The 25,831-nt window shown below is 27.6% G+C and carries 25 protein-coding genes; 21 read left to right on the forward strand and 4 right to left on the reverse strand.

The window, feature by feature from the left end:
• The first annotated feature begins 215 nt into the window (after window positions 1-215).
• From BUB01_RS08065 to BUB01_RS08085, 5 genes are all read left to right on the forward strand, one after another.
• Complete coding sequence (locus BUB01_RS08065; RefSeq protein WP_072986191.1) at window positions 216-479, forward strand: late competence development ComFB family protein; 264 nt, start codon at window positions 216-218, stop codon at window positions 477-479.
• Window positions 480-721: 242 nt separating this feature from the next.
• Window positions 722-1,336 (forward strand): sporulation membrane protein YtaF, encoded by a 615-nt coding sequence (gene ytaF / locus BUB01_RS08070; RefSeq protein ID WP_072986192.1) that lies wholly within the window; start codon window positions 722-724, stop codon window positions 1,334-1,336.
• Window positions 1,337-1,560: 224 nt separating this feature from the next.
• Entirely contained in the window at window positions 1,561-2,241 is a 681-nt protein-coding gene (locus BUB01_RS08075; protein WP_072986193.1) for an MgtC/SapB family protein, read from the forward strand.
• Window positions 2,242-2,480: 239 nt separating this feature from the next.
• Window positions 2,481-2,897, forward strand: a complete 417-nt coding sequence (locus BUB01_RS08080; protein WP_072986194.1) for an EamA family transporter — start codon at window positions 2,481-2,483, stop codon at window positions 2,895-2,897.
• A 41-nt stretch (window positions 2,898-2,938) separates the two neighbouring features.
• Window positions 2,939-3,253 carry a nucleotide pyrophosphohydrolase gene (locus tag BUB01_RS08085; protein WP_072986195.1) on the forward strand — a complete coding sequence of 105 codons (315 nt, stop codon included), beginning with the start codon at window positions 2,939-2,941 and terminating at the stop codon, window positions 3,251-3,253.
• Between the two features lie 298 nt (window positions 3,254-3,551).
• Here BUB01_RS08085 and BUB01_RS08090 read toward each other — a convergent pair whose 3' ends face one another.
• Window positions 3,552-4,367, reverse strand: coding sequence for a purine-nucleoside phosphorylase (locus BUB01_RS08090; RefSeq protein ID WP_072986311.1), 816 nt, complete (start codon window positions 4,365-4,367; stop codon window positions 3,552-3,554).
• 228 nt (window positions 4,368-4,595) lie between these two features.
• Between BUB01_RS08090 and yeiL the strand changes: the two genes are divergently transcribed.
• On the forward strand, window positions 4,596-5,282 hold the full coding sequence (gene yeiL, locus BUB01_RS08095) for a transcriptional regulator YeiL (protein WP_072986196.1): 687 nt from the start codon (window positions 4,596-4,598) through the stop codon (window positions 5,280-5,282).
• 485 nt (window positions 5,283-5,767) lie between these two features.
• On the opposite strand, the gene BUB01_RS08100 is transcribed toward yeiL, so the two are convergent.
• A complete protein-coding gene (locus tag BUB01_RS08100) occupies window positions 5,768-6,346 on the reverse strand; it encodes a hypothetical protein (protein ID WP_072986197.1) in 579 nt (192 codons plus the stop codon).
• A gap of 763 nt (window positions 6,347-7,109) precedes the next feature.
• On the opposite strand from BUB01_RS08100, the gene BUB01_RS08105 reads away from it, so the two are divergent.
• Together BUB01_RS08105 and BUB01_RS08110 are read left to right on the forward strand one after the other, a co-directional pair.
• Entirely contained in the window at window positions 7,110-7,532 is a 423-nt protein-coding gene (locus BUB01_RS08105; RefSeq protein ID WP_143152472.1) for a CDI toxin immunity protein, read from the forward strand.
• 409 nt (window positions 7,533-7,941) lie between these two features.
• Window positions 7,942-8,550 carry an immunity protein Imm33 domain-containing protein gene (locus BUB01_RS08110; protein WP_072986199.1) on the forward strand — a complete coding sequence of 203 codons (609 nt, stop codon included), beginning with the start codon at window positions 7,942-7,944 and terminating at the stop codon, window positions 8,548-8,550.
• A 115-nt stretch (window positions 8,551-8,665) separates the two neighbouring features.
• Here BUB01_RS08110 and BUB01_RS08115 read toward each other — a convergent pair whose 3' ends face one another.
• A complete protein-coding gene (locus tag BUB01_RS08115) occupies window positions 8,666-9,013 on the reverse strand; it encodes a TIGR04076 family protein (RefSeq protein WP_072986200.1) in 348 nt (115 codons plus the stop codon).
• 588 nt (window positions 9,014-9,601) lie between these two features.
• Here BUB01_RS08115 and pfkB point away from each other — a divergent pair.
• Both pfkB and BUB01_RS08125 read left to right on the forward strand, forming a co-directional pair.
• Entirely contained in the window at window positions 9,602-10,507 is a 906-nt protein-coding gene (gene pfkB, locus BUB01_RS08120) for a 1-phosphofructokinase (RefSeq protein ID WP_072986201.1), read from the forward strand.
• A 262-nt stretch (window positions 10,508-10,769) separates the two neighbouring features.
• Complete coding sequence (locus tag BUB01_RS08125) at window positions 10,770-11,933, forward strand: class I SAM-dependent methyltransferase (RefSeq protein ID WP_072986202.1); 1,164 nt, start codon at window positions 10,770-10,772, stop codon at window positions 11,931-11,933.
• A gap of 161 nt (window positions 11,934-12,094) precedes the next feature.
• On the opposite strand, the gene BUB01_RS08130 is transcribed toward BUB01_RS08125, so the two are convergent.
• The gene (locus tag BUB01_RS08130; protein WP_072986203.1) at window positions 12,095-13,807 is read right to left on the reverse strand and encodes a methyl-accepting chemotaxis protein; all 1,713 of its coding nucleotides are present in this window, start codon (window positions 13,805-13,807) and stop codon (window positions 12,095-12,097) included.
• A gap of 416 nt (window positions 13,808-14,223) precedes the next feature.
• Between BUB01_RS08130 and BUB01_RS08135 the strand changes: the two genes are divergently transcribed.
• The 11 genes from BUB01_RS08135 to BUB01_RS08185 all read left to right on the forward strand — a co-directional run bounded on the left by BUB01_RS08135 (window position 14,224) and on the right by BUB01_RS08185 (window position 25,731).
• A complete protein-coding gene (locus tag BUB01_RS08135; protein WP_072986204.1) occupies window positions 14,224-15,054 on the forward strand; it encodes a deoxyribonuclease IV in 831 nt (276 codons plus the stop codon).
• A 136-nt stretch (window positions 15,055-15,190) separates the two neighbouring features.
• Window positions 15,191-16,594 (forward strand): AmmeMemoRadiSam system protein A, encoded by a 1,404-nt coding sequence (amrA, locus tag BUB01_RS08140; RefSeq protein ID WP_072986205.1) that lies wholly within the window; start codon window positions 15,191-15,193, stop codon window positions 16,592-16,594.
• A complete protein-coding gene (gene amrS, locus BUB01_RS08145; protein WP_072986206.1) occupies window positions 16,587-17,504 on the forward strand; it encodes an AmmeMemoRadiSam system radical SAM enzyme in 918 nt (305 codons plus the stop codon). Before amrA ends, amrS begins: the two co-directional genes overlap by 8 nt.
• A gap of 495 nt (window positions 17,505-17,999) precedes the next feature.
• Window positions 18,000-19,133 carry a LuxE/PaaK family acyltransferase gene (locus BUB01_RS08150; protein WP_072986207.1) on the forward strand — a complete coding sequence of 378 codons (1,134 nt, stop codon included), beginning with the start codon at window positions 18,000-18,002 and terminating at the stop codon, window positions 19,131-19,133.
• Window positions 19,133-20,488 (forward strand): aldehyde dehydrogenase family protein, encoded by a 1,356-nt coding sequence (locus BUB01_RS08155; protein WP_072986208.1) that lies wholly within the window; start codon window positions 19,133-19,135, stop codon window positions 20,486-20,488. The genes BUB01_RS08150 and BUB01_RS08155 overlap by 1 nt, the downstream gene beginning before the upstream one ends.
• A gap of 128 nt (window positions 20,489-20,616) precedes the next feature.
• Window positions 20,617-22,050 carry an Ig-like domain-containing protein gene (locus tag BUB01_RS08160; protein ID WP_072986209.1) on the forward strand — a complete coding sequence of 478 codons (1,434 nt, stop codon included), beginning with the start codon at window positions 20,617-20,619 and terminating at the stop codon, window positions 22,048-22,050.
• A gap of 338 nt (window positions 22,051-22,388) precedes the next feature.
• Window positions 22,389-23,000, forward strand: a complete 612-nt coding sequence (locus tag BUB01_RS08165; protein ID WP_072986210.1) for a class I SAM-dependent methyltransferase — start codon at window positions 22,389-22,391, stop codon at window positions 22,998-23,000.
• Between the two features lie 169 nt (window positions 23,001-23,169).
• Complete coding sequence (locus tag BUB01_RS08170; protein WP_072986211.1) at window positions 23,170-23,826, forward strand: class I SAM-dependent methyltransferase; 657 nt, start codon at window positions 23,170-23,172, stop codon at window positions 23,824-23,826.
• Between the two features lie 274 nt (window positions 23,827-24,100).
• Complete coding sequence (locus tag BUB01_RS08175) at window positions 24,101-24,589, forward strand: RHS repeat domain-containing protein (protein WP_072986212.1); 489 nt, start codon at window positions 24,101-24,103, stop codon at window positions 24,587-24,589.
• 132 nt (window positions 24,590-24,721) lie between these two features.
• Window positions 24,722-25,156 carry a hypothetical protein gene (locus BUB01_RS08180; RefSeq protein WP_207649985.1) on the forward strand — a complete coding sequence of 145 codons (435 nt, stop codon included), beginning with the start codon at window positions 24,722-24,724 and terminating at the stop codon, window positions 25,154-25,156.
• A gap of 248 nt (window positions 25,157-25,404) precedes the next feature.
• Window positions 25,405-25,731, forward strand: coding sequence for a hypothetical protein (locus BUB01_RS08185; RefSeq protein WP_072986214.1), 327 nt, complete (start codon window positions 25,405-25,407; stop codon window positions 25,729-25,731).
• Window positions 25,732-25,831: the final 100 nt, after the last annotated feature.

Below are 25,831 nucleotides of genomic sequence, written 5' to 3' on the forward strand. Positions count from 1 at the left end.
TTTGTAATGAGTTATATATAGTAGAAAAACTAAATAAGATATAATATACTAAAATAGTTAGTAAACTTTATAAGAAGTATATTAGCTATTTTTTTGTTAATAATATAAAGATTAATATTATATATGCAAGAAATATTATCTAGTAATTTAAAAATATATAAAGTAATATTATAAAAGTAAGTGTATTTATTAATAAAGCATATGAGGAGCGAAATATGGATAGTATAACAAACTACACAGAAATTATGGTTGAAAATGTGATTGATGATATTATTAAAAAATATGATGTGTGTACATGTGAAAAATGTAAATTGGATATAAAGGCGTTATCATTAAATTCACTTCCACCAAGATATTTTGTATCAGAAAAAGGCAAAATGTATAAAAAAATAGAGGTGCTTGATAATCAATTAAAAATAGATGTAGTATCAGCAGTAACCAATGCTGCATTAACAATTAAAAATAATCCAATACATTAGATGTGAATTTTTTATAATATGTTAAAATCCCTTCCAAGTCTTATTTGGAAGGGATTGATTAATTTTTAAAAGTTTATCCTAGTGAAAATATAAATATATTTTTAGCATATTTTAATAAAGTAAAAAGTATGTAATAAACGTTTATTCTTATAACATAAAAACGACAATATAACCTCTTAATCACCATGATAATACAAGTTACATATAGTAGAGTGTAAAAAGATTAAGAAGGGAGAATATATATGTTGCTAATTTTATCTGCATTACTTTTTAGTTTATCTTCTAACTTAGATAATTTGGTTATAGGAATAGCTTATGGAATCAAAAGAATAAAAATAGGGATAATTTCAAATTTCATAATAGCAATAGTGTCAGTTACAGGAACATTTATAGCTATGTCACTTGGGACATATATATCAAGGTTTTTACCAAATTATGTGGCTAATGGTTTAGGTGCTGGGATGATTATTATATTAGGAATATATTTTGTTCTTCAAAGTATAGTAAATATGATGAGTAATAATAAATCAAAAGATCTTGCGTTGAAAGATATTAATGATATGGTTGAATATGCTGAGAAATCGGATTTAGATAAGTCAGGGGATATAAGCGTAAAAGAAGCTTTTTTTGTGGCGTTAGGGTTAACATTTAATAATTTAGGAACAGGGGTAGCAGCAAGTATAACAGGAGTTAGTATTCAAATTACAGTTATAGTTACATTCATATTAAGTGTTATTACAATTTTATTTGGTCAAGCACTAGGAAACCATGTTTTAGGCAAGCTGTTAGGAAAATATGCACCGTTATTATCTGGAGTATTAATAATAATTCTTGGTATTATTGAGTTTGTTAACTAATTCAAATAAAGGAAGTAATAGAGAATGTTCTACCTAAGTAAAGGTTAAATATTTTTCATATATTTATGGATATAATAAAAGCAGATATAAAAAACAAGCATCAGAAAAAACTGATGCTTATTTAAATGTAAAATTATAATTAGAAATTATATTTTAATGTTTATAAAAGTGTTGTTTCTTAATATTTATAAGGTTTATTTTTACATAGAATGAGAGGATAAGAAATGAACATATTTCAATTTTCTATAAGAGTTATAGTAGCATGCTTTTTGGGAATATTAATAGGTTTTGAAAGACAATATAGACATAGAATGGCAGGTATAAGGACTAATGTGCTAGTTTGTGTAGGAGCATGTTTATTCGTTATGTTTTCAACATTAGATAATGGTGCCGATAAGGCAAGAATTGCTGCTCAAGTTGTTTCAGGTATAGGATTTCTCGGAGGTGGAGTTATTATAAGAGAGGGATTTAATATTAAAGGTTTAAATACTGCCGCCACTTTATGGTGTACTGCTGCTATCGGAGTTTTACTTAGTGAAGGCTTTATATACGAGGCTATTATAGGAACTTCAATAATATTATTTGTGAATGTTGTATTACTTCCCTTAGAACAAAAAATTTATAAAGGAAATATCACTGAAATTGAAGGTGAGTCTCACTATGATATAAATGTTCAATGTTTAAATAAAGAGGAACTTCACATAAGAGCATTGTTAATGCATATGGTCAAAGAAGAAAATATAATGTTAAGTAAACTAGAGAGTAAAAATGTTGAACTAAGTGAAGTAGTAAATATTAGAGCTGAGTTAATAAGTATGGTAAAAAAAGATACATGTCTTGAGAAAATAGTGAGTAATATAAGTTTGGAAGCTGGAGTAATAGCTATAAGTTGGGGAATAAAATAAATTATTTAAAGATTATAAATGTGAATTATTGAAGCCAATAGAAAAAAATTATTATTTGATACTTTTAGAAATTTATATTTAGAATAGTGAATAATTTATAAAACTCATTGATAAATAAGTTATGTAAGAACATAATTGAATTATAATAGTAATTATAAAGTAGTTATATCTAATAGAAATGTTATATTATTTATAAAAAAAATAATGTAGCAAGAATTTAGAAATGGAGGATGCAAAATATGTGGGAGATATATGCATTTTTATCAGCTTTGTTTGCTGCATTAACAGCAATTCTTGCTAAGGTAGGAATGAAGGGAGTAGACTCTAATTTAGCAACAGCTATTCGTACTATAGTTATAGTAGTTTTGGCATGGGCTATTGTATTTATGTCAGGTAAACATAATGATATTGCAAGTTTGACTAAGAAAAATTGGTTGTTTTTAAGTTTATCTGGAATAGCAACAGGTCTTTCGTGGATATTTTATTATAAAGCAATATCACAAGGGAAGGTATCGCAAGTATCACTTATAGATAAATCAAGTATTGTACTTACATTATTACTTTCATTTTTTATACTAGGAGAGCAGTTTGATTTAAAAACAGTGATAGCATCAGTATTAATAGTTTCAGGTATATTCATAATGATATGGAAATAATTAATTTAAAAATATTTATATAAGTAAGTTAGGAGAGAGTCATGGAAAAAGTAATAGAAAGAATAAGAAAATTTAGAACAGATAGAGATTGGGACCAATTTCATACACCAGAAAATTTAGCTAAAGCTATAAATATAGAGGCTGGAGAGCTTTTAGAACATTTTCTTTGGAATAATGATTATGACAAGCAGGAGGTTTCAGATGAGCTTGCAGATGTTTTAGTTTATTGTGTACATATGGCAGATTCATTAGGAGTTAATATTCAAGAAATTATAATGAATAAAATGGACAAGAATGAAAAGAAATATCCAGTTGAAAAAGCAAGGGGAAATAGTAAAAAGTACACAGAATTATAAAGAGTTTTAAGCTTAATATATATTGTGATTTAAAATCTATTTGTATCTTAATTTACGTATTAAACATAAAGTAAGGGAAATTCCTATTCATTTCATTTATATGGGTAAGTTCGAATTAACCAAATTAAAATTTGTATTCTTACTTAAGGTACTATTAAATTTAATTTGTAGAAAACATAGTACAGCATATATATTAAAAAATAGCCCATATTAGAAAACTTATTTAGTAATAAAATTTACTAAGAAGTTTATAATATGGGCTATAAATATATAGTATTTTGTATGAATAACTTTATTATTAGATAGCTTTAATTATTTCTGCTACCCACTTACATAAATCGTTTGAAATCTTTTCAGCAGTCTTAACAACATTTTCATGAGAATGCTTATTTTTTTGTATTCCAGTAGCCATATTTGTAATACAAGCTATTCCGAGTACGTCTAAGCCTAAATAGTTAGCAGCTATTGTTTCAGGAACAGTTGACATTCCAACAGCATCAGCTCCTTGACCACCTATTGATACGATTTCAGCTGCTGTTTCATAGTAAGGTCCCATAAAGCCTGCATAAATACCTTCTCTGTATTCTACTCCAAGTCCATCGGCTACTTTTTTAGCTTTATCTATCAAATCTAGTTTGTAAGGCTCAGACATATCTGGGAATCTAACACCAAATCTTTCATCATTAACTCCAATTAAAGGATTAGTTCCAAATAAATTTATAAAGTCTTTTATAAGCATTAAAGTTCCAGGGTTAAAGCTAGTGTTTATACCACCACAAGCGTTTGTAACTATAAGTTTTTGAATTCCTAATTGTTTCATAACGTATACTGGGTAAGTTACTTCCTTCATTGTATAACCTTCATAATAGTGGAATCTTCCTTGCATTGCTAATACATGAATACCATTTATACTTCCAAAAACTAATCTACCTTCATGACCTTTTACAGTTGATTCTGGAAAGTTAGGAATATCCTTATAGTATATATATTCTTTATCTTCTAATACATCTACTAAGTTACCTAAACCTGAGCCAAGTATTACAGCGACCTCAGGTTTGAATTTAGTAACCTTATCTTGTATATATTTTGTGGATTCCATTACTTTTTCGTACATATTAATCATTTATATTACCTCCTCAAGTTTAAGCATATGAAAGAAAATAATAAATCTAAAATTGGATAGCAGATTTATTATTTTTTAAATATGCCTTATACATAATTTATCACTAATTTCTTGAAAGATACTATGACATATGTCATAGTAAAAGAGAAAATGTTTACTTAAATTATTTAAAAAGTAATTAAGGTTATTATTTTTAATAAAAAACAAAGGAGAATACATATGAAAAAGCTACTTAATAAAAGTTTGATCAAGAAATATATTGAAGAATATGGTATAGAAAAATATTTTAGTGAAGATATAAATAAGTATATAGAACTTATAGTTTTTAATAAAGGAGAGCACATTTGTAGAGAAGGAGAAGTAGTAGAATATATTTTGTTTTTAGTAAAAGGGAAAGCTAAGGTTTATTCAACACTTAAGAATGGAAAATCACTTCTTTTATGTTTTTATGATTGTGGAAAAATAGTTGGTGATGTAGAATTTATAAAATCTGAAGGAGCTAATTGTAATATGCAAGCTATAGAAGAAACCTCATGTTTAGGAATTCCTATGAATAAAGTTAAAGAGGTATTACTTGATGACTCTAAATTCTTACGATTTATGTGTGATTCTTTAAGTAACAAGTTAAACAGATTATCTAAAAATAGTTCAATTAATTTATTATATCCATTAGAAAATAGAATAGCTAGTTATATTTTAGCTACGGCGTCAAAGTCCGGAAATGGAAAAATAATATTTGAAGGAAATTTAACTGAGATATCAGAGCTTCTAGGTGCAAGTTATAGACATTTGCTGAGAACTTTAAAAGTACTTTGTGATGATGGTTTTATAATCAAGAAAGATAACTGTTATGAGGTCTTGGATTATGATAGTTTAAAAGAACTTGCTTCTGATTTATACAAATAATTTAATTGAAAAATTTAGTGTTAAATTTCAGAAGTAAATAATAGAGTATTTATAATGGAAATTAATTATAGAGCAGATATAAATAAAAGATGTCTTTGACAGGCATATATATAATTTAAAAAAATAATATTTTTAACGAAAGTATTAATATAGAAAAGGCAGAAGTGGATTATGATGATTCTTCAAATAAACCTCAAAGAACTATTAATAAGAAAATTAAAGATGTTAACATAAAGGGAAATAACTAATAATAAAACTAATGATAATAGTAAAAACAGTGATGGTAATAAGATTATTAATGAGGTAAAAATTGACTTTTTAAAGAGGTGTAACATTAAGAAGCTAAAAATAAAAAGAGTAGCTATAAACTACTTTTTTATTTTTGATTATTATATATCTTATGCAACTACAAAAACATCGATTTTAGTCCAATTGTACTACTTAAACGTTCTAAAATATATATATTGTACTTATAATAATATTTTTCAAAAATCTTTTCTTAAGATTTCTAAAAGTTCAATAGTTTTTTGTGTACATTCTGTGAAATCTATAACTTCAAAGAATTCATTATTTATATTTTTAGCATAAACAGTTACGTCTTCATTATCAATTTTGGTAAAAACTTCGTATGGAGTTTTATTCTTAACAGTATCTTTAAATAAAAATATTAGAGACATTGCCCATGTGTCTGATTGAAATTCATGAAATGTCGGTTCAAAAACATGAGCTATAACCATTCCAACTCTATCATCAATTACAGAGGAAATATTATTTTCGAGTGCAGCATCCATACAGTCTCTACACACATAATCAGGTTCTTCACTACCTGGACAACCATCACATTTCGAATGAATACTACCGATACTAGATGAGCACTCATTAACATCAATACCATAAGAATAAATGGTATGATGTTGCTCTTTTTTTACCTCAAACGCATTTTCTTCATGATGAATAATGTCCTTTATCTCTTTAATTAGTACAAAAAATTCCTTTGCTAATTTGTCACTTTGTTTTGCAGTATAAACTGTTGCATTCTTCCAGTTATCGTTTTCCCAAGCCATAATTATGCCCTCCACTAATGTTAAATATCATTTCGCTGATCTTTTATATAAAGTAATTATGCTTTATTTTACCATATACACTATAAACATTCAAATAGGCTATTTAACTATTTGAATGTATTTCCTATTATTTTTTGTCTTGCTTGAATTAATATAATACCTTCTAATAACTTATTTTGGTACTATTTTATATCTTTAATATGTTTCATTGTTATTTTATATTATGATTTAGAATTACTGTAGCGGTCTAAGTGCTTATTGAACGTCCATTATATAAAACTATTAACTATAATAATACGCTAGTTTCTGAGATAATCATTGGAAATACTAGCTTGTAGCAATATAATGTAATAAGAAAACTAGATGAAGTTGTAGACATATCAGGGCGTATGTAAACCTAATTCAAAAGAAATATTTTTAGATACTGCGTCTTCTCATGACTCAGCTAGAAAAATATTAATAGATGAACTTGATTCAACAGGTGTTTTTAAGAATGGTTCAAATTCATACTAAGGAAGATTAAAATCAAGTTATGGATACGAAAAGTAAATAAGAAGACAATCTTTAGATGGAGGTTAGACTTTGGTGAGAGAATTGGAGTACACTATAACATTGAAGACTTTAGTAAAGGTGAAGAAGCAGTTGCAGTGAAAAAGGTGATTCCAATTGATATATAATAATAAGAGTATAACAAAATTATAGATTTATGGAATAAGTAGAGGTAATAAAATATGAATGAAGAAACGAAAAAAAATATGATGAGTTGAAAAAGAAAAATGAAATAACTTCAATTCAAAAGGTATGGGCCAATAATGTGTTATTACAGGAGTGTATAGAAGCTACAGGAGGAAGAACCTTAAATTATAATTATGGTAACAAGGTAATGGATGAGATACAGGAAAAAATTCCATTTAGATTAGGGAGAGTAGATTTCTCTAAATTTAAGTTTAAAACTAATATAAATACAATAGATAGTATTAGTAAATTAATTGAAAACTCTACAGAGATTTATGTAATGTGGGATAATGCAAATTTACCATGTTTAAAATCTGAATTAAAAGATATTATTAAATTTATTGATGAGGTTATAGCTGTTAGTTTTGACACATGGATAGTTTCTTCAGATTATAATACAATAATTGAATTCTACCATGAGGGAGAAATAACGTTAGGCATTTTATCTTAAATAAGATGAAAAATTATAGTATATGTCAATGCATAAAAATTAATAATAATATACTTTAGTTAAATAAACTAATAGCATAATCTAAATAATAAGGATTTCCTAGCTAATTAACTCTAATGACTTTAGAATGGTAATTATTAAATATCATTTAATATAGACTTTACATTTGGTGTAATTCTACCACTTAAACACTATTCAAGTTTTCCTAGAATACTAAAAGAGAAAAGTTTAATAAGCTAAAACTAAGATACAAGTATTGTTCTGTGTAATGAGAAGGCTTAAGAATATAAAGGTTCTAAAAATTGGACTGACTGGCAATGACATTTGAAATTAGATGAACTTCTAAGTGACGTAAGAAGTAATATGTTAGAACCGCATTGCAAAAAGCGATAGAAGAGAGGTTGAAGAAATGATAAGTATTGAAAGAAATATTGGTGGAAAATTATTAAAGATAAATGCAGAAGAATACTTAAAGGAACAAGCAGAAGCATTACTTGAGATAATAGGTAGTATTGAATCAAACAAATTAAAGGATAAATTTAAAGTTCAAGTAGGATGGAGCATTTTTACAATAGTAGAAGACGGTGGAGGATTTAATATAGTTGCACCTGATTATAGTAGAAATCCATTTAGCGAAAGCACGGATGACTTAACCATATCATTATGGATACAATTAGAGCAGGGTACTCTCTTAAATAAATTGAAGCTAGAAGGAGAAATAATTTCATTTGAAGACAAGATAGTATGTACTAAGGGAGTGTTATCACTAGATAACATTTACTTAGAAAGAAGTAAGGAACATGAGAAAGGTGACTCAGGATGGTATATCGGTCCAGTTGATGAATCAATTGCTACTGATGAGTTAGAAGCGTATTATGCATATCAATTATTAAAAATTAGACCATCAATAATAAAAATGCTAGCATTACCAAATGGTTATATGGCTGTCTTAGATAAGGATGAGTTAAAGGCTGTTCTAGATGAGAATGATATGGATGTATTAAAGTGGACAAGTTAATTTGTCCACTTTACTTCTTAATCCTAATAATTTAAGATTGGCCATAAATTCTAATTGATAAATTGGAATTTATATATTTTGATTGTATTCAAACTGAACACAGTAAAAATATAAATTAATCAAAAAACTTTCCTTTATAAAAATTCTCATTATTAAGTTTTTTTGCTGTCAGCCTGAACATAACACAGCCATCTGGGCATACAATATCCTTGCTATATTTACTATTGCCACCAATGTTCTCTAAATCTCCGCCACTTCTGACCGATTCCATGATTGGGAACATAAGCATCATAACCTTGGAACAGATACCTTGTCCATTCGAATTTGTGGGACAGCCATAGGTGCACGTATACTTATCTCCCACTTCCTCTCCGTTTCGGCAGTACCTCTCTGTATGGTCACTGCGAAGAAAACCAGTTACCTCAATTTCAAATTTGTACTCCTCATCATACCATTTTTTCATGATTAACCTCCAAATTTTAATTTATCGAACAGTTTAATAAAATAACTCACCAGCATAATAATACGATTGTTCAATAATTTATATTCTTATTATACATAATTTATGGATTATAATTCCAGTAATTATGGAGATAAAATTAAATTTATCCCAATATGGTATATATCCTCTTTGTATCTACTTCTTTTAATTCTCTTATATTTCAGTTGTAATAGAATTTCATATAAAAAGGTAACAGAAAACTCTACGGAGTGGTCTACTTTCTAGCAGTGCAACAGATACAAGTATTGATGTATGTAATAAGAAGTCTTAATAACATCATTTATAGAGTGATGAAAAATAAAACTGAATACGTAATTCCTAATATAGAAATAAAGGAGGTTGCATGATAAAATAAATTTAATAAAGGTTAAGAGAAAATATTAATAATGATTATTCTAATTCTGAGGATATTATTAATGCTATTGAAAATACTGAAAATGAGGTTAGAATATCTGGAATAAATTGTGAAATTTGTATCTAAGTTTAGAAAAATTTATAATCCTTTTATAAGTACAAGGAATTAACAGACATAGTGGAGGTGGAAGAATAGTGATTTATACTATAACATTCAATCCGGCTTTAGATTATATGGTAAAAGTAGAAGGCTTAAACTTTGGGATGGTTAATAGAACTTCTTATGAAGAGGTATATGCTGGGGGAAAAGGAATTAATGTTTCTATAGTTTTAAAGAATTTAGAAACTGAAAGTAGAGCACTTGGTTTTATAGCTGGTTTTACTGGCAATGAGATAGAAAAAAGGGTTAAAGAAGCTAACGTTTCAACTGATTTTATAAAGTTAAGTGAAGGAATGTCTAGAATAAATGTGAAAATAAAATCTGATAAAGAGACAGAGCTAAATGGAAATGGTCCAAAGATATCTGAGAAAGAACTTGATAATTTATTTGAAAAGTTGGAAGGTTTAAAAGAGGATGATTTCTTAGTTCTTGCAGGAAGTATTCCAAGTTCGCTTCCAAGAAATACATATGAGGTTATAATGGATAGACTTAGGAATAGGGGGATAAATTTTGTTGTAGATGCCACAGGTGAATTACTTTTAAATGTTATAAAGTATAAACCTTTTTTAGTTAAACCAAATCATCATGAACTTTCAGAATTATTTGGTGTACAGATAAGTTCAGAAGATGAAATAATTTATTATGCTAAAAGACTTAGAGAAATGGGCGCCGAAAATGTGATTATTTCTATGGCTGGAGATGGAGCTATATTTATATCATCTACAGGAGAAGTAATTAAAACTGCTGCACCAAAGGGAGAAGTTGTTAATTCAGTAGGGGCAGGTGACTCTATGGTAGCAGGTTTTATAGCGGGATATTTAAAAAATAGAGATTTAAATGAAGCTTTTAAAATGGGGATAGCAACAGGAAGTGCTAGTGCATTTTCAAAGGATTTAGCTACAAAACAAAAGGTAGATGAATTATTAGCCCAAATAAATTAATCTATAGTTGTCTAGTTTAAGTCCGGATAAACGGAAGCAAGAGCTTATTAATTAAGTTAAAATACATCAAGGTAAAGAAGAGTATAAAAAACTGTACTAAGAGATTTAAAGTTTTAGTTATTTAAAAGGTATATGTATTAGTATATAATTATAAAAAGAAACTCCTTTTCATATTTATTTAAAGGAGTAAGTTCAATTAACTAAATCTAAGATTTATTTAATTGAACTTAAGAAATATTTTAAAATTAGATAGGATGATAAAATGGAAAATTTAATAAAAGCTATAGATGAAATAGTCAGTGAAGAGATTATAAAAATTGTTATTAGTAATAAGATGAATAAAGAGGTTCAATATAATAAGATAAATTTTGTATTAAAGGAAAATAATAAAAAGAAATATTATCAAGTAGAAAAATTTACGGATAAACAAGTTTTTCATGAAAACATAGATTTAGAAAGTTTAAAAGATAAAATTTTAGAAAGTATATCTTCTAATTATAAGCAGCTGTCAGCTTGGGGAAATAAAACTACATTTGATTTAAAGATTTCTAAAAAGGGAAAAGTATTTTTAGGTAAGAAAAAGAGTGAGAACATAAACCCTATAAATAAGTCTCATAATAAAGAGAAAAATTACATACTTAAAGAAGGTATGTATATTGAGCCACTTATTGATTTAGGAGTATTTACAAAGGATGGAAAAGTAGTAAATTCGAAGTATGATAAGTATAAACAAATTAATAGATTTATTGAGATAATTGATGATGAGATAAAGAAAAATAATTATGAAGAACTTACAATATTAGATTTCGGATGTGGAAAGTCTTATTTAACTTTTGTTCTTTATTATTATTTTGTAGAGATCAAAAAGGTTAATGTAAAAATGATAGGATTAGATCTTAAGGCAGATGTTATAAAAAAATGTAATGAGATAGCTAAGAGATATAATTATGAAAATTTACATTTTGAGCTTGGAGATATAAATGGCTTTAAGTATAACAATAATGTAGATATGGTTATTACTTTACATGCCTGTGATACTGCAACAGATTATGCTTTATATAATGCTATAAAGTGGAATGCTAAAATGATTTTCTCTGTTCCTTGTTGCCAGCATGAATTTAATCATCAAATGAAGGCAGAGTCTTTAAATATATTAACTAAGTATGGAATAGTACAAGAAAGAGTAGCTGCACTTATGACTGATTCTGTAAGAGCAAATCTTTTAGAAACTGTAGGCTATAAAACTCAACTTTTAGAGTTTATAGATATAGCCCATTCACCTAAAAATATTCTAATAAGAGCTTCAAAATCCAATATATCTAATTCTAAAAAAATGGATGCCTTGGTAGAAGTTGAAGAGCTTATGAAGCAATTTAATTTAAATCCAACATTGCACAAATTACTAAAAAATGATGGGTTAATTTAATTGTTTTAGATTGAATAAAAATTTCTGCAAAATTAACTTTAAATTTATAAATTAAAATAATAATAAGCCAGCACTTTTTAAGTACTGGCTTATTAGCTGTTTGATATTTTGGAAAGTAATGGGATATTAAATTATTCTTATTTTGATTTAGCATCAATATATTAAAGTTTAAATCCATTAACAAGCTGTGATAAATTTTCAGATGTATTAGAGTTATTTTGTGTTTCTCCTTCAATAACTTCTGTTTTAGTTGTAACTTCTTCTACGTTAGAAGCAATTACTGTTGAGGTTTTAGCAACTTCTGTAACAGAAGTTGATACTTCTTCCATGCTAGTAGTTATTTGATCCACAGAATTTGAAATATTAGTAGCTATTTCTGCAAAATTTTCTGTAATTTCTTTTACTCTAGCACCATCATTTTTATATTCTAGACTTACGTTCATAAAGCTTTCATAATCCTTTAGAACATTTTTCTCTATGAAGTCTAAAATCTCTACTGAAGAATTAGAAAGTTCGCTTACAGCTGATAATACTTGCATTACATTTGTTTGAATTTGATTTACTGCAGTTGAAGACTCTTCAGCAAGCTTACGAACTTCTTCAGCAACTACAGCAAAACCTTTTCCCACTTCACCAGCACGAGCAGCTTCAATAGCGGCGTTCAGGGCTAAAAGATTTGTTTGTTCAGAAATTCCTAAAATACTAGTAGCCATTTCAGAAATATTATTAACAACTTTAGAATCTTCTATAGCTTTTTCTAATTTAACTTTAGCAGATGAATAAATTTTTTCTGCATTTTTTTTAGAAGCTAAAGATTCTTTATTTATATTTTCAGCCTTATTTTGAATACCTAAAGCTATATTTAAACCTTCATTAGCTTTTTGAGCGGTAACCATAGCATCTTCTTTAACTGTAATAGCCATAGCAGTAACTTCTTCAACTGAAGCCGAAGATTCTTCCATACCAGCAGAAATTTCTTCAGTTGCAGCAGAAACTTGTTGTATTTGAGAATTTAATTCAGCAATCATAGAATTTGTTAATGTAGCACTATCATTTAAGGATAGACTTGTATCTTTTACAGTACTTACTGTTCCCCTTAAGGTTTGAATTGCTTCATTTAATGCTACTGCAGTTTGTCCTAATTCGTCGTTAGTATAAGAATCAATTTTAAAACTAAAATCTCCTTGTGCTAATTTTACAGAAGCATCAGAAATTTGTTTAACTTGAGATTTTATACTCTTAATTATTAAATATACAAATAATATTGTTAATAAAGTTGAGATTATACCAGTTATAATCATAATTGTTATAGCAGTTTGAGCTTTAGTTATAGAATTATTTGCATCACTTGTTGCTACTGTATTTTGATGATCAATCATTGATTGAATTGCTGTAGTTAAGTTCTGATTTATTCTATCTAACTCATCAGTCATTTTTATCATATCATTTTGTGTAATAGCTGGGTTAGCAGCTTCTGTTCTAGTCTTTTTAAATACATTTATAGCATCATCTGTTGCCGATTGTATTTCAGAAAATAATTTTCTTCCTTCTTCTGATGAGGATAATTTATCTAGATTATCCTTTGAGGTATTATATTGAGTTAAGCTGTCATCTATAATTTTATTAAATTCATTAATTTTAGTAGCATCCCTATTTATAATTATGTTTCTAAGATATATATTTATTTTATTTATATTTCCCCTCATATCATTGGCATAAGTAACTTTTTTATTACTTATATTAATAGTTTGATCTATTGCACTCTCCAATGCTTTGAATTGTACAATTGAAATAGATAATATTATTAAACTTGTTAATAATATTATACCGAAGCCTAATAAAAGTTTAGTGTTAAGTTTTAACTTATTTAACATCGTTGAATCATCCCCCTAAATTTAAAATTTAATCAACATATTATTTTCGACACAAAACGACTTAACTTAAATGAATTTTTATAGTTATGGGAAAAATATCCTTGTAAAAAATAATATAATAAAATAAATTTGCTAAAAAATTATTTTATACATGTTGTAATATGGCTTGTACAAATTAAATTTAACATTCTTTTGGCTTTAAATTTAACAAGTATATTAAGATAAATGTAGAATTTAAATTGTAACGTATATAAATAAAATCTTTGTTTAGAGGATGCAGAAATATTGGATAATAAATTTATGTAATAAAAAATTTATTTACTATGATATAATGTTATGTAAAAATGTAAAGTAATCTTTTTATTATAAGATGTATTTATAAAGTATAATAAAGCTTAATTGGAGGAAGAAAAGATATGTTAAATATAGGTTCACATTTATCAACAGCTAATGGATTTAAAAATATGGGAGAGAATGCACTTAAGATTAATGCAAATACTTTTCAGTTTTTTACTCGTAACCCTAGAGGTGGAAAAGCAAAAAGTATAGATGAAGAAGATATAGCAGATCTTTTAGAAATAATGAAGGAGAATAATTTTGCAGTATTATTAGCTCATTCTCCATATACTTTAAATGCTTGTTCAGCAGATGAAAGAACTAGAGAGTTTGCTATAGAAACTATGACTGATGATCTAAAAAGAATGGAGTACTTACCAAATAACCTTTATAATTTTCACCCAGGTAGTCATGTTAAGCAAGGCGTTGAAGTAGGTATTAAATATATTGTAGATATGTTAAATACAGTGCTTAAAAAAGAGCAAACTACAACTGTACTTTTAGAAACTATGGCTGGTAAAGGAACAGAGATTGGAAGAACCTTTGAAGAAATAGCAGAAATAATTAGTAAGGTAGAATTAAAAGAAAAATTAGGAGTTTGTCTTGATACATGCCATGTTTATGATGCAGGCTATGATATAGTTAACAATCTAGATGGGGTTTTGGATGAGTTTGATAGAATAATTGGGTTAGACAGACTTAAAGCTATACATTTAAATGATAGTAAAAATCCGTTTAATAGTCATAAGGATAGACATGAAACAATAGGTGAAGGTTCTATTGGAATTGAAGCTATTACTAGGATTATTAACCATCCTAAACTACGCAATTTGCCATTTTTCCTTGAGACACCTAATGAACTTGAAGGACATGCAAAAGAAATAGAATTACTTAAAAGTGTTTATAAATAATAATTTTAAAGTGGCTTTATTATAGAGATGAAAATCTATATAGATGATATTTATAAATATTTGTGATATCCTTTTGCATTTTATAATTATGAAGAGGAATACTAATAAATGAAATATTTTTAAGCAAGGTGATAAAATGAAGGGTTATTATTTAATGCCTCATCCCCCAATCATGATAAAAGAGGTTGGTAACGGTGAAGAAAAGAAAATTGAAAATACTATTAAAGCATGTGAAAAAATAGCTAAAGATATAGAGAGTAAAGATGTAGAGACTATTATAATTATATCTCCTCATGGATTAGTTTTTAGAGATGGAATAGGAATAATTACAGCAGGTGAGATTGAGGGAGATTTAAAAAAATTTAGAGCACCTCATGTTAGTATGAAATTTGCTATAAATAAAAAGTTAACCCAAGAAATAATAAAATGTTCAGAGAAAAGGGGAATATTAACGGCTACTTTAGATGAACATTCTATAAAAAATTATGGCGCAATATTAAGTTTAGATCATGGAGCTATGGTACCACTTTATTATGTAGGGAAAGAAAAAATATATAATTTAGTTCATATTACTTATGGAATGCTTTCAAAAATGGAGCTTTATAGTTTTGGTATGGCAATAAAAGAAGCTGTAGATAACTTAGATGGAAAAGCAGTATTAATAGCTTCTGGAGATTTATCACATAGGTTAAAGCTTAGTGGCCCATATCCTTATAGTCCTTATGGAAAGGAGTTTGATAAGAAGCTTTTAGATACCTTACAAGCTGGAAACATTTTAGATTTATTTAATTTAGATGTTAAGCTTATAAAAGAGGCTGGAGAATGTGGATTAAGATCTCTTTATATTATGGCTGGGGCTATGGATGGTTTAAAAATAAAAGGAAATATTTTAAGCTATGAAGGTACTTTTGGTGTTGGCTATGGAGTAGTAAGTTTTGATTTTGAAGAAGGAGAAAGTTTATATAATGTATTAACTAAATTCAAAGAGAATGAACATTTAAGAAGAATAAAAGAGGGCAGTGAGTATACGAGGTTAGCAAGAAAAAGTCTTGATTATTATTATGAAAAAAGCTGCATATATAGTGACTTTGAAAATTTACCAATAAATTTTAAAAAGGATAGGAGAGGCGTTTTTGTTTCACTTAAAAAACATGGGGAGTTAAGAGGATGTATTGGAACAATATTACCTGTTACTTCATGTATTGCAGAAGAAATTTCAAGAAATGCGGTTTCAGCAGCTACTGCAGATCCTAGATTTCCTAAATTAAAAAAAGAAGAACTTTTAGATATAGATATTTCAGTAGATGTATTATATGAACCGGAAGAGTGTGAGAGAAAAGATTTGGATCCTAAAAATTATGGTGTTATAGTGTCTACAAAGAATAGAAGAGGTTTATTACTGCCTAATCTAGAAGGAGTAACCGAGGTAGAAAATCAATTAAACATAGCTTTAGAAAAAGCAGGTATAGATATAGAGGATGATTATAAAATAGAAAGATTTAAAGTAGAGAGATATTCAGAGGTGAAGGAGGATGATTAAAGAGGCCTTATATTATGAGAGAAAGAATAACATGATATATTGTAAACTTTGTCCTCATAGATGTCATCTTTTGGAAGGTCAACTTGGAATTTGTCAAGTTAGAAAGGCTGAAAAACATAATAACAATGAACTTAAGCTATATACACTTAATTATGGAGCTATAACGTCTATAGCCTTGGATCCTATAGAAAAAAAGCCATTAAGCAAGTTTTATCCAGGCTCATATATAGTATCAGTAGGTTCTTTTGGATGTAATTTCAAATGTTCTTTCTGTCAGAATTATTCTATATCACAATATAAACCGGAGTATAAAGATATAAATAGTAAGGAGCTTTTAAAGTTAATTAATGATACTAAAGAAGAATATAAAAATATGAATATTATAGGTCTTGCATTCACATATAATGAACCATCAATTTGGTATGAATATATATTACAAACTTCTAAGTTTATAAAGGAAAATCAACCAGATTTAAAGATAGTTTTAGTTACAAATGGTTTTATAAATGAAGAACCACTTAAAGAGTTATTACCATATGTAGATGCTATGAATATAGACTTAAAAGGTGATGCTGAATATTATAAGCGGTTATGCTTTGGAAGATTAGAACCTGTATTAAATACAATAAAGGTAGCACATAGTCAAGGAGTACATATTGAAATAAGTAGTCTTTTGGTTCAAGATGAAAATACTTCGGTAGAAATAATTGAAGAAATAGGAGATTTTTTAAGTGAATTAGATAAAGACATCCCACTTCATATATCCAGATATTTTCCAAATTATAAACTTTCTAATGAAGCTACAGATATTGTTCAAATTAGAAATGCTTATAAAAGTTTAAAAAGTAAATTAAATAATGTGTATGTTGGAAATGTAAGTAGAGAAGATTTAAAAAAAATTATTAAATAAACATATAAAAGCTAGAGTGTTTTTTGCTCTAGCTTTTGTATTTTTTGACGAATTGTAGTTTTTTGTTACCAAAATATAATTATGTTAATAAGAATAATAATTAGTATGAAAAGATTATGAAAATCTATATTATGTTAACTAAAAACAAATAAATGATTAAAAATTTTAGTCCACTATTATTTATTATGAAAATGTATGAAGATTAAAAATAGCAGAAAAAGAGTAATAAAAGTATTTTAAGGTGAATAAAGCAAATAAATGTTAAAAAAAGATATGAATAAATTTAATAATAATGTTGAATTTAAGGGAAAAATAGTCATATTTTCAATAGACAATAAATGGTGAAAAGCTGAGTATTTTTAAGCACGTTCAAGATAAAATGTATTAAAATATAAAAATAGGGACAATTTGGAAGGAAGTGGCTTTTGCGAAAGAATGTGAAAGAGAGTATAAATAAACTGACTAGTCAGTTTATAATATTTGGGAGGTATAACTATGGAAGATTTTTTTCAAGATTTTAAAGACAACTTGGTGGATCAATATACTAAATGTCCAGCCTATAAATTAATATGTGACAATCAGAATTTTGACCCAAGTGCTAATTTAATTTGTGAAAAAGATATAGAAAATGTTCCGTTTATTGCAACAACATTATTTAAAAAATCAGCAGATATATTCACACAATTATTAAGAGTACCAGTAGATACTATTGATAAGTGGACTGTTTCTAGTAGTACAAGTGGTGATCCAAGTATAGTAGGACGTCGTATGTGTGATCTTATGAAAATTAAGGAATTTACAACTCGTGATAAAAAAACTTTAGGATCTCCAAGTAATTATGATTGTGTATTTTACCCAGAGCCTGAAGCTATGAAAAAGCATAAAAGTGAAGTTATATGTGGAAAAAATACAGAATCATATATTGGCAATCTTTTAGATATATTTGAATTCAAAGACAGTACTATTTTCCTTATAAAAGCTGATGGAGACGAATTAAGTATAGATATAAATGAGTTTAAAGAATTCTTACTAGTTCATAATAATATGGAACATCATCTTTCTATAAGAGGGTCTACAATATTATTTTATAATGCAGTAAATATGCTTAAAGAAAAAATGCCACCATTAAATCTAGGTAAAAATGCTTTAATCCATACAGGAGGTGGTGGATGGGATGGTAAAAAGGGTACTTTAAGTATAGGGTCAGCTTTGAAGAGACAAGTATTTGTAGAAGAGATTTCTAGCTTTTTAGGAATACCGCAAGAGAATTTTATTGATTCATATTCTTTTACAGAAAATTCTTTTCCTATAACAGGTCATTATTCGCCAGAGCATAAAGATTATCTTTTCCATGTTCCTAAATGGGGAAAGGTAATGATAAGAGATATTAAGACTTTAAAACCGCTTTATAATAAAGGGGATAAGGGTTTTATTCAGATGTTAAATGCATATGGAACATCAACGTTTGCTGGAGCCTCAATTTTAGTTGATGATATTGGTGAAATAGTATCTCCTGATGAATGTCCAGCTTGCAAAGAAGGGTGTATGACTATAAAAATCTTAGGCAGAGTTAAAGGGGCAGAAGCAAAAGGTTGTGGAGCAACTTTAAATGTAAGGAGTGAGGAATGATGAGAATAGACTATACTTGTGGTAATACAGCTTTATCAAAGAATATAAATGATATAAATCTTGAACTTAGATGCTCGAATGAAAAAGAGATTGTTGGGGAAATAGATAGACTTAAGTTTAACAAGAATAAGGTTCATGATATATCTGTTCAAGAAACTATAGATATTTTAGATAAGTGCGCAAAGCTATGGCTTGATAGGGAATATTCAAAAAAGCATATAGAAATTTTATCGCATATATTAAATCAAAGTCAAGAACTTGTAACTTATGAGTTAGAGAATACAATGCAAATGTTATTAAGAGAGAATATAGAAAAGATAATAATAGAAGAACTTGGTCATGTTGATGTTTTAGACAAATGGATTAAAACAAGCTATGGAGAGGTTCATAGACAGCCAAGAGGGGTTATGTTTCATAATATTTCAGGTAATGCTTTTGTAGTAATTCCTATAAGTATATCAATGGGGTTATTGTCTAAAAACTGTAATTTAGTTAAGGTATCTGGAGATGAACCGTATTTTGCATATGCATTTTATGAAAGTTTATGTGAAGTAGATCCAAAGATAAAAGACAGATTATCAGTTTTATATTTTAATAGTGACAATTCAGAGATATATGAAACTATAGTTAAGAAAACAGACTGTGTTATACATTGGGGGGGAGAATATTCAGGAAAGATAATGGCGGAGCTTTGTGCTAAGTATAATTCTCATTTAATAATGCATGGAGCAAAGATTAGTTTTGAGGTTATAGATAAAATAGATAGTATAGAAAAAACTGCAGAGGCTGTTGCTAAGGATGTAATTTGTTGGGAACAAAAGGCATGTCTATCACCTAGAATTGTTTTTGTTAATAATGAAATTGATATTAAGATATTAGCAAGTACAATAGCTGATAATTTGAAAAAGTTTAACACTGTATTACCAAAAGAATATCTAAATCCTTGGAGCTCTATGAAAATTATACAAGATAGACAATATTGTCTTCTTAAGTATGGAATAAAAAAGAATGATGATGTAAAAGTCTATTCATCAAATAATGCAGATTATACTGTTATTTTAAATAACAAAATGCCAGATAAAGAGGATATTGATAGATGCTTCAATAGGTTTATATTTGTTTGTCCGTACGAAGATAGTAGTAAGGTTCATGAGTATGTTGAAAAAAATTTAAAACAATACCTACAAACTATGGGGTATAGTGGAATAGATAATGAATTTATAGAGAAGATGACATTATTAGGTGTAAATATAGTAACTAAGCCTGGAGAGATGCCATTACACTATCCTGGAACTTCTCATGATGGTATCCATAATTTGCATGAGATGACATTTGTAGTTAGTAAACAGCTTTAATACTAATGAATTTTTAGTTTCAACTATACTATAGTAAATACAGTATAGCTGAAACTAAAACTAAAAACTTATTTAATAAATGGATAGAACATCAAAAAAATAATAACATTTCAATGTGGGGTGGGTTAATGAAACAAAAGGGAATATTAAGGACTATAAGTTTAATAATAACTTTGGTTTTATTTTGTACCTTTAATACAAATATAGTCTATGCACAAGAGAATGAAGAATATTATAAGAAGTCAATTAATCAAAAGTGTATTAATTTAGATTGGGCGAAATTAAGTTGGGATGATTTGGACTGGAGCAAGTTAGATTATGGTATCTATTGGTATGGTATGGGAAACAAGCCATATAAGTTCATTCCAAACCAAGTTAATCCTGCATTTGATCCATCAAAGCCTACAATTATATATGTTCATGGATGGCAGCCAGATTATTCAATAATTAAACATAGAGAATCATTTTATTTTTATGGTAAGAATTCTGCTGATGAATGGATAAAGAATGGATGGAATGTAGGTGTTTTTTATTGGAATCAATTTTCAGATGAAATTAATGTAGAAGATGCAGAGGCAAAGATATGGACAATAAATTCAGATAAAGGAATGAGATGGAGAAAAGGTGATGGAACATATGATTCTTCTAATGTTATAAGGAAGAATGCAGCAGAACTTTTTTATGATGAATATGTAAAAGCATTAAATGGATATAAAGGCAATGAGATAAGAATAGCAGGACACTCATTAGGAAGTCAAATGACTATAAGACTTACAAAATTAATAAGTGATAATGTAGATAAGGGTAATATTTCTCATGAATTATTACCATCTAGAGTTGCTTTGTTAGATCCTTATTTCTCGAATTTAGGGAAAAGTTATATAAACAATAAATGGACAGGCGATGTTGCTAGTGATTATATAGAAAAATTAATAAAGGATAAAAACATTCCTTTTGAGTTTTATAAGTCATCTGCATTAACAGGTGGAATAACAGGTGATGAAAATTTCAAATTACGAGAAATGTGTGCATATACAGAAATAAGACCTTTATTTCATATACAGGCTCAGCAAATAGAAAAGCATTATGATGGAAAATATAACTATTTTTGCTCTTATGAAGGCAAACCGCCGATTGAATATGTAGGGTTAACTCCAACAGGCAATGTAGCTGCATCTTCAAAAACGCCAACACTTAGAATTGCTGAAATGATGGGGGGAAAATATTACTGGAGACAATTAAGCGGAAGATATACTGAGGCTTCAAGTGATGATACTTATCAAAGAATTTCAAGATTCATAAGTACTGTATCAGTTTCTGAGTTAGAGCTTGATAAAAGTAATACTAATTTAAAAGTTGGACAGTATATTAATATAAAGGCTAATATAAAACCTACTAATGCTACAAATAAAATAGTTCTTTGGTCATCTTCAGATGATAGTATAGCTAAAGTATGTGTAGATGGACAAGTAAAAGGAGTAGGAGTAGGTACAGCTAACATAAAATGTATAACAGCTGACGGAAATATAGAAAAAGTTTGCAAAGTTAATGTAACAAAATAATTTTAATAATAAATTTGAAGAGGTAAATCTATTTTAATAGGAGTACCTCTTTATTTGGTGTTTACAAAATAATAGATTTTGAAGAAAGAAAAATGATATTTGTATAGTTACATAAACAATCCTCAAATTGGTAATATTATAAAACATAGTAATTATTAAAGAAGAACATCTCAATTGAGCATAATATATGATAAAATTATGAATATAATATATATTGTAAGTTAAAGTAATATAATTCATATTAATCAAATATAGAATTTTAATTGTAACATATATATTAAATTTGGAACTGATTTATGTTCTTTAATTATTAGACACTGTAGAAGGGGGCTTTAAATATGAGTTTTGATGATTATGCAAAAAATTGGGATACAGATAAAAGAATTAATAGAGCTAAAATAATATCAAAGGAGATAATCGATTTAATCGATATAAATAACACTTCAACTGCTATGGAGTTTGGGTGTGGTACTGGACTTATAAGTTTTAATCTATATGATAAGTTTAAAAATATTACTTTAATTGATTCATCTAAGGGAATGATAGATGTACTTAATTCAAAAATTCATGAATATAAGGTAGGTAATATGATTCCTCTCAAATTAGATATATTTAATGAGGAAGCGTTAGACAAAACATTTGATGTTATTTACAATTCAATGGTACTTCATCATATTAAGGATACACAAGTTATAATAAAGAGATTTTATGAGTTAATTAATAAAGATGGATACTTATGTATAGTAGATTTAAATGAAGAGGATGGTAAATTTCATAAAGAATATCCAGATTTTGATGGGCATAATGGGTTTAATCAAGAGAAGCTTAAGGGGATTTTGAGTAGTGAGGGGTTTAGGGATATAGAATCAAAAACTTTCTTTTATGATAAGAAAATTATAGATGGAGAAGAGGTTAATTATTCTTTATTTTTAATTAAGGCGAAAAAGTAATAGAAACAGTCTTAATGTAAATTGTAGATTTAAAATATAAACATAATATTAAAAAGGTAGTTATAACTCATCTTTATTTATGAAATGTTTTTTAGATTGTTGTTAAATTTCAGATAGGAATATAATAAATAGTGGGCAACTTAAAAACATTGATTAGAGGTGATTCTATATGAATTTAGAAAAAATGAATAGTTTTTTTAATACTAGGGTTAATGAGTATGAGGAACATATGATGAATTATGTAGATGGAGCAGATAAATATTATGTTGAAACTGCAAAGTTAATACCAAAAGTAAACGGAATAAATATACTTGATTTAGGCTGTGGGACAGGCCTAGAGTTAGATGAAATTTTTAAACGTAATCCAACAGTTAAGGTTAAGGGTGTTGATTTATCTCAAAATATGCTAGAAAAAATAAAGGAAAAGCATAGTGATAAATTAGAACAGTTAGATTTAATTATAGATAGTTATTTTAATTATGATATGGGAGATGCTATTTTTGATGTTGCATTGTCAGTGCAGACACTTCATCATTTTACACATGAAGAAAAAATAGGTTTATATAAGAAGATTTTTAAAAGCTTAAAGCAAGAAGGTTTTTATATTGAAACTGATTATATGGCTCCAACTCAAGAATATGAAGATTACTATTTTAGTGAAAATAAAAGAATTCGTAAGGAATTAGGGATAACGGAAGGTTTTTATCACTATGATACTCCATGTACTGTAAAGAATCAAACACAAATGCTTCATAAGGTAGGTTTCAAAACAGTAGAAAAAATTTGGCAATACGAGAATACAGTTATTTTGTTAGCCAAAAAGTAGAAAGAGAATTTTTATTGTTATGCTAAAGTAATAAAAAATATTTAATGTTATTATATTATTTAATGGTGACACAGTTAATCTATTTAGATTTTCTGTGTCTTATTTTTGATTAATATATAATTTAAGTTTTTTATCCTTAATGTATTTACAAAATAAAGTTTAATATTAAAGTAGCTATGAAAAAGTAGATATATATAGATTTTAATTAAATGTAATTATATGATATAATATGAAATATATACTATATAAACATTAAAAAGGAAGTGGAGAAAGTATGAGAAATATAAAAAAAAGTATTGTTGGATTATTAATTATGTCAATAGTTATCGCGGCAACCTCAGTTTATGCGTATGGAACAACATATAAGTATGATGATTTAGACAGGCTTATTGAGGTTTGTAATGATGATGGATCAAGAATAATTTATACATATGATGAAGCAGGAAATATAACAAGTATTGAGAGTATACCCCCACAGGTAGAATTAAAAGAAATATTGTTTGATAAGCAAATTTATAACGTAGATTCAGGCGGAGAGGGTAGTATCATAGTGACAGCTCTTTATTCAGATGGTAGTAAAAAAGATGTTACTAATAAGGCTGTTTATATGTCATCCAACCCAGAAATAGCAATTGTTACGAATGAAGGGAAAATTGAGAAACGTAGAATAGGTCAAACTACTGTTACTGCAAGCTATTTTGGGGTAAAAAGCAATTGTATAATTAATGTTCTTGATGGGACAACACAAATCTCTTTAAATTAATTATAATTGAGTGATATGCTCCCTTTATAGGAGACAGTTAAAATAATAAAACTGTTGCTATGAAGGGAGTATTTTATTAATAAGCTACAAAAATTAAGTACCTATTAAAACACTTGCAAGTTTAAGATTTGCATGTGCAGCACTTTCTTTTGGGGTATATTAGCTACAGCAAAATGGGGGTCAACAGCTTTTAAAGAGTCTAAGATGTACGTGAGATTAACAGAAAGATTTCAGACTTTTGCTAAAGAGTCGTTACATTGGACGAAAAAAGGTTATATTAATTTTAGTGAAATGTTCCGTCTAGGTGAAAACGAGGCTAAGTGGGTTACACAAGCTGAAACTAAATATGTTTATAATATGGTAGAAAATCCTGGACCTTTATCTGAAATGAGGGGAAATCTTGCATCAAATTTTATAAGTAGTAAATATAATGTAAAAGTTTTAGATGAAGATATAATTTTATATCGCTCAGGAAAAAAAGGAGGACTAATAATTCCAGGACAAGAGCAAAATGTACTTAGACAATGTTTTACTAGAGAGCCGGTAGAATCAGCAGTTAAAGTATGAATAGATTCTGCTGTTAAGCCTCAATGGATAAACCCCAAAACAGGAGTATTAACAGGTACTTCACCATTAGAATCAACTTATTCAATAAGAATCCCTAAAGGAACAACTATATATGAAGGTCCAGTTGGATATCAAGGAGGTTGTTATTTAGGTGGAGAAGGCTGTAATCAAATTTTTATTTCTGAACCATGGAAGATAAAAGGAGTACAACCTATAAGCAAGACACCAATACGTTAGGAGGAGTTTTAATGGGTTCAAATAATCTAATTATAGATAAATTACAAAATTTATTTAGTGAATTAAGTTTAGTATTAGTAGCAAATAGAAGAGGAGATATTGATTATCATATTTCTGAAGTTAAATATGTAGTGAAAATTTTAAATGAATGTAAAAAAAATAATTATACAGATTCTGGTAATATTATAAATGAGATAAAATCAATTTATAACAATTTATACTCAACAAGAGGTGGATTATCTGATTTCTTTATATGGAAGGCAGATTTTGATGAACGTATTAAAGCAAATGAACCTTTAGATAGAATTGGTGATGAAATATGGAAAATATTAAAATAATTAACTGCAAAATTAAATATTATTTTGCTGCATAAAAATAGCAGTTTACCTATTTTAATAAAATAATCAAAATAGGAAGAATAATTGAGGGAATAATGTT

The sequence above is a fragment of the Clostridium cavendishii DSM 21758 genome (assembly GCF_900141845.1).
GTDB classification, from domain to species: Bacteria; Bacillota; Clostridia; order Clostridiales; family Clostridiaceae; genus Clostridium_AG; species Clostridium_AG cavendishii.

Coding starts and splice junctions, on each gene's coding strand:
- BUB01_RS08165 (WP_072986210.1), top strand. CDS start 22,389: ATGAGTTTTGATGATTATGCAAAAAATTGGGATACAGATAAAAGAATT.
- BUB01_RS08135 (WP_072986204.1), top strand. CDS start 14,224: ATGTTAAATATAGGTTCACATTTATCAACAGCTAATGGATTTAAAAAT.
- ytaF (WP_072986192.1), top strand. CDS start 722: ATGTTGCTAATTTTATCTGCATTACTTTTTAGTTTATCTTCTAACTTA.
- BUB01_RS08110 (WP_072986199.1), top strand. CDS start 7,942: ATGATAAGTATTGAAAGAAATATTGGTGGAAAATTATTAAAGATAAAT.
- BUB01_RS08170 (WP_072986211.1), top strand. CDS start 23,170: ATGAATTTAGAAAAAATGAATAGTTTTTTTAATACTAGGGTTAATGAG.
- BUB01_RS08085 (WP_072986195.1), top strand. CDS start 2,939: ATGGAAAAAGTAATAGAAAGAATAAGAAAATTTAGAACAGATAGAGAT.
- BUB01_RS08130 (WP_072986203.1), bottom strand. CDS start 13,807: ATGTTAAATAAGTTAAAACTTAACACTAAACTTTTATTAGGCTTCGGT.
- BUB01_RS08185 (WP_072986214.1), top strand. CDS start 25,405: ATGGGTTCAAATAATCTAATTATAGATAAATTACAAAATTTATTTAGT.
- amrA (WP_072986205.1), top strand. CDS start 15,191: ATGAAGGGTTATTATTTAATGCCTCATCCCCCAATCATGATAAAAGAG.
- BUB01_RS08175 (WP_072986212.1), top strand. CDS start 24,101: ATGAGAAATATAAAAAAAAGTATTGTTGGATTATTAATTATGTCAATA.
- amrS (WP_072986206.1), top strand. CDS start 16,587: ATGATTAAAGAGGCCTTATATTATGAGAGAAAGAATAACATGATATAT.
- BUB01_RS08150 (WP_072986207.1), top strand. CDS start 18,000: ATGGAAGATTTTTTTCAAGATTTTAAAGACAACTTGGTGGATCAATAT.
- BUB01_RS08090 (WP_072986311.1), bottom strand. CDS start 4,367: ATGTACGAAAAAGTAATGGAATCCACAAAATATATACAAGATAAGGTT.
- BUB01_RS08155 (WP_072986208.1), top strand. CDS start 19,133: ATGAGAATAGACTATACTTGTGGTAATACAGCTTTATCAAAGAATATA.
- yeiL (WP_072986196.1), top strand. CDS start 4,596: ATGAAAAAGCTACTTAATAAAAGTTTGATCAAGAAATATATTGAAGAA.
- BUB01_RS08080 (WP_072986194.1), top strand. CDS start 2,481: ATGTGGGAGATATATGCATTTTTATCAGCTTTGTTTGCTGCATTAACA.
- BUB01_RS08180 (WP_207649985.1), top strand. CDS start 24,722: ATGTGCAGCACTTTCTTTTGGGGTATATTAGCTACAGCAAAATGGGGG.
- BUB01_RS08125 (WP_072986202.1), top strand. CDS start 10,770: ATGGAAAATTTAATAAAAGCTATAGATGAAATAGTCAGTGAAGAGATT.
- BUB01_RS08065 (WP_072986191.1), top strand. CDS start 216: ATGGATAGTATAACAAACTACACAGAAATTATGGTTGAAAATGTGATT.
- BUB01_RS08160 (WP_072986209.1), top strand. CDS start 20,617: ATGAAACAAAAGGGAATATTAAGGACTATAAGTTTAATAATAACTTTG.
- BUB01_RS08075 (WP_072986193.1), top strand. CDS start 1,561: ATGAACATATTTCAATTTTCTATAAGAGTTATAGTAGCATGCTTTTTG.
- BUB01_RS08100 (WP_072986197.1), bottom strand. CDS start 6,346: ATGGCTTGGGAAAACGATAACTGGAAGAATGCAACAGTTTATACTGCA.
- BUB01_RS08115 (WP_072986200.1), bottom strand. CDS start 9,013: ATGAAAAAATGGTATGATGAGGAGTACAAATTTGAAATTGAGGTAACT.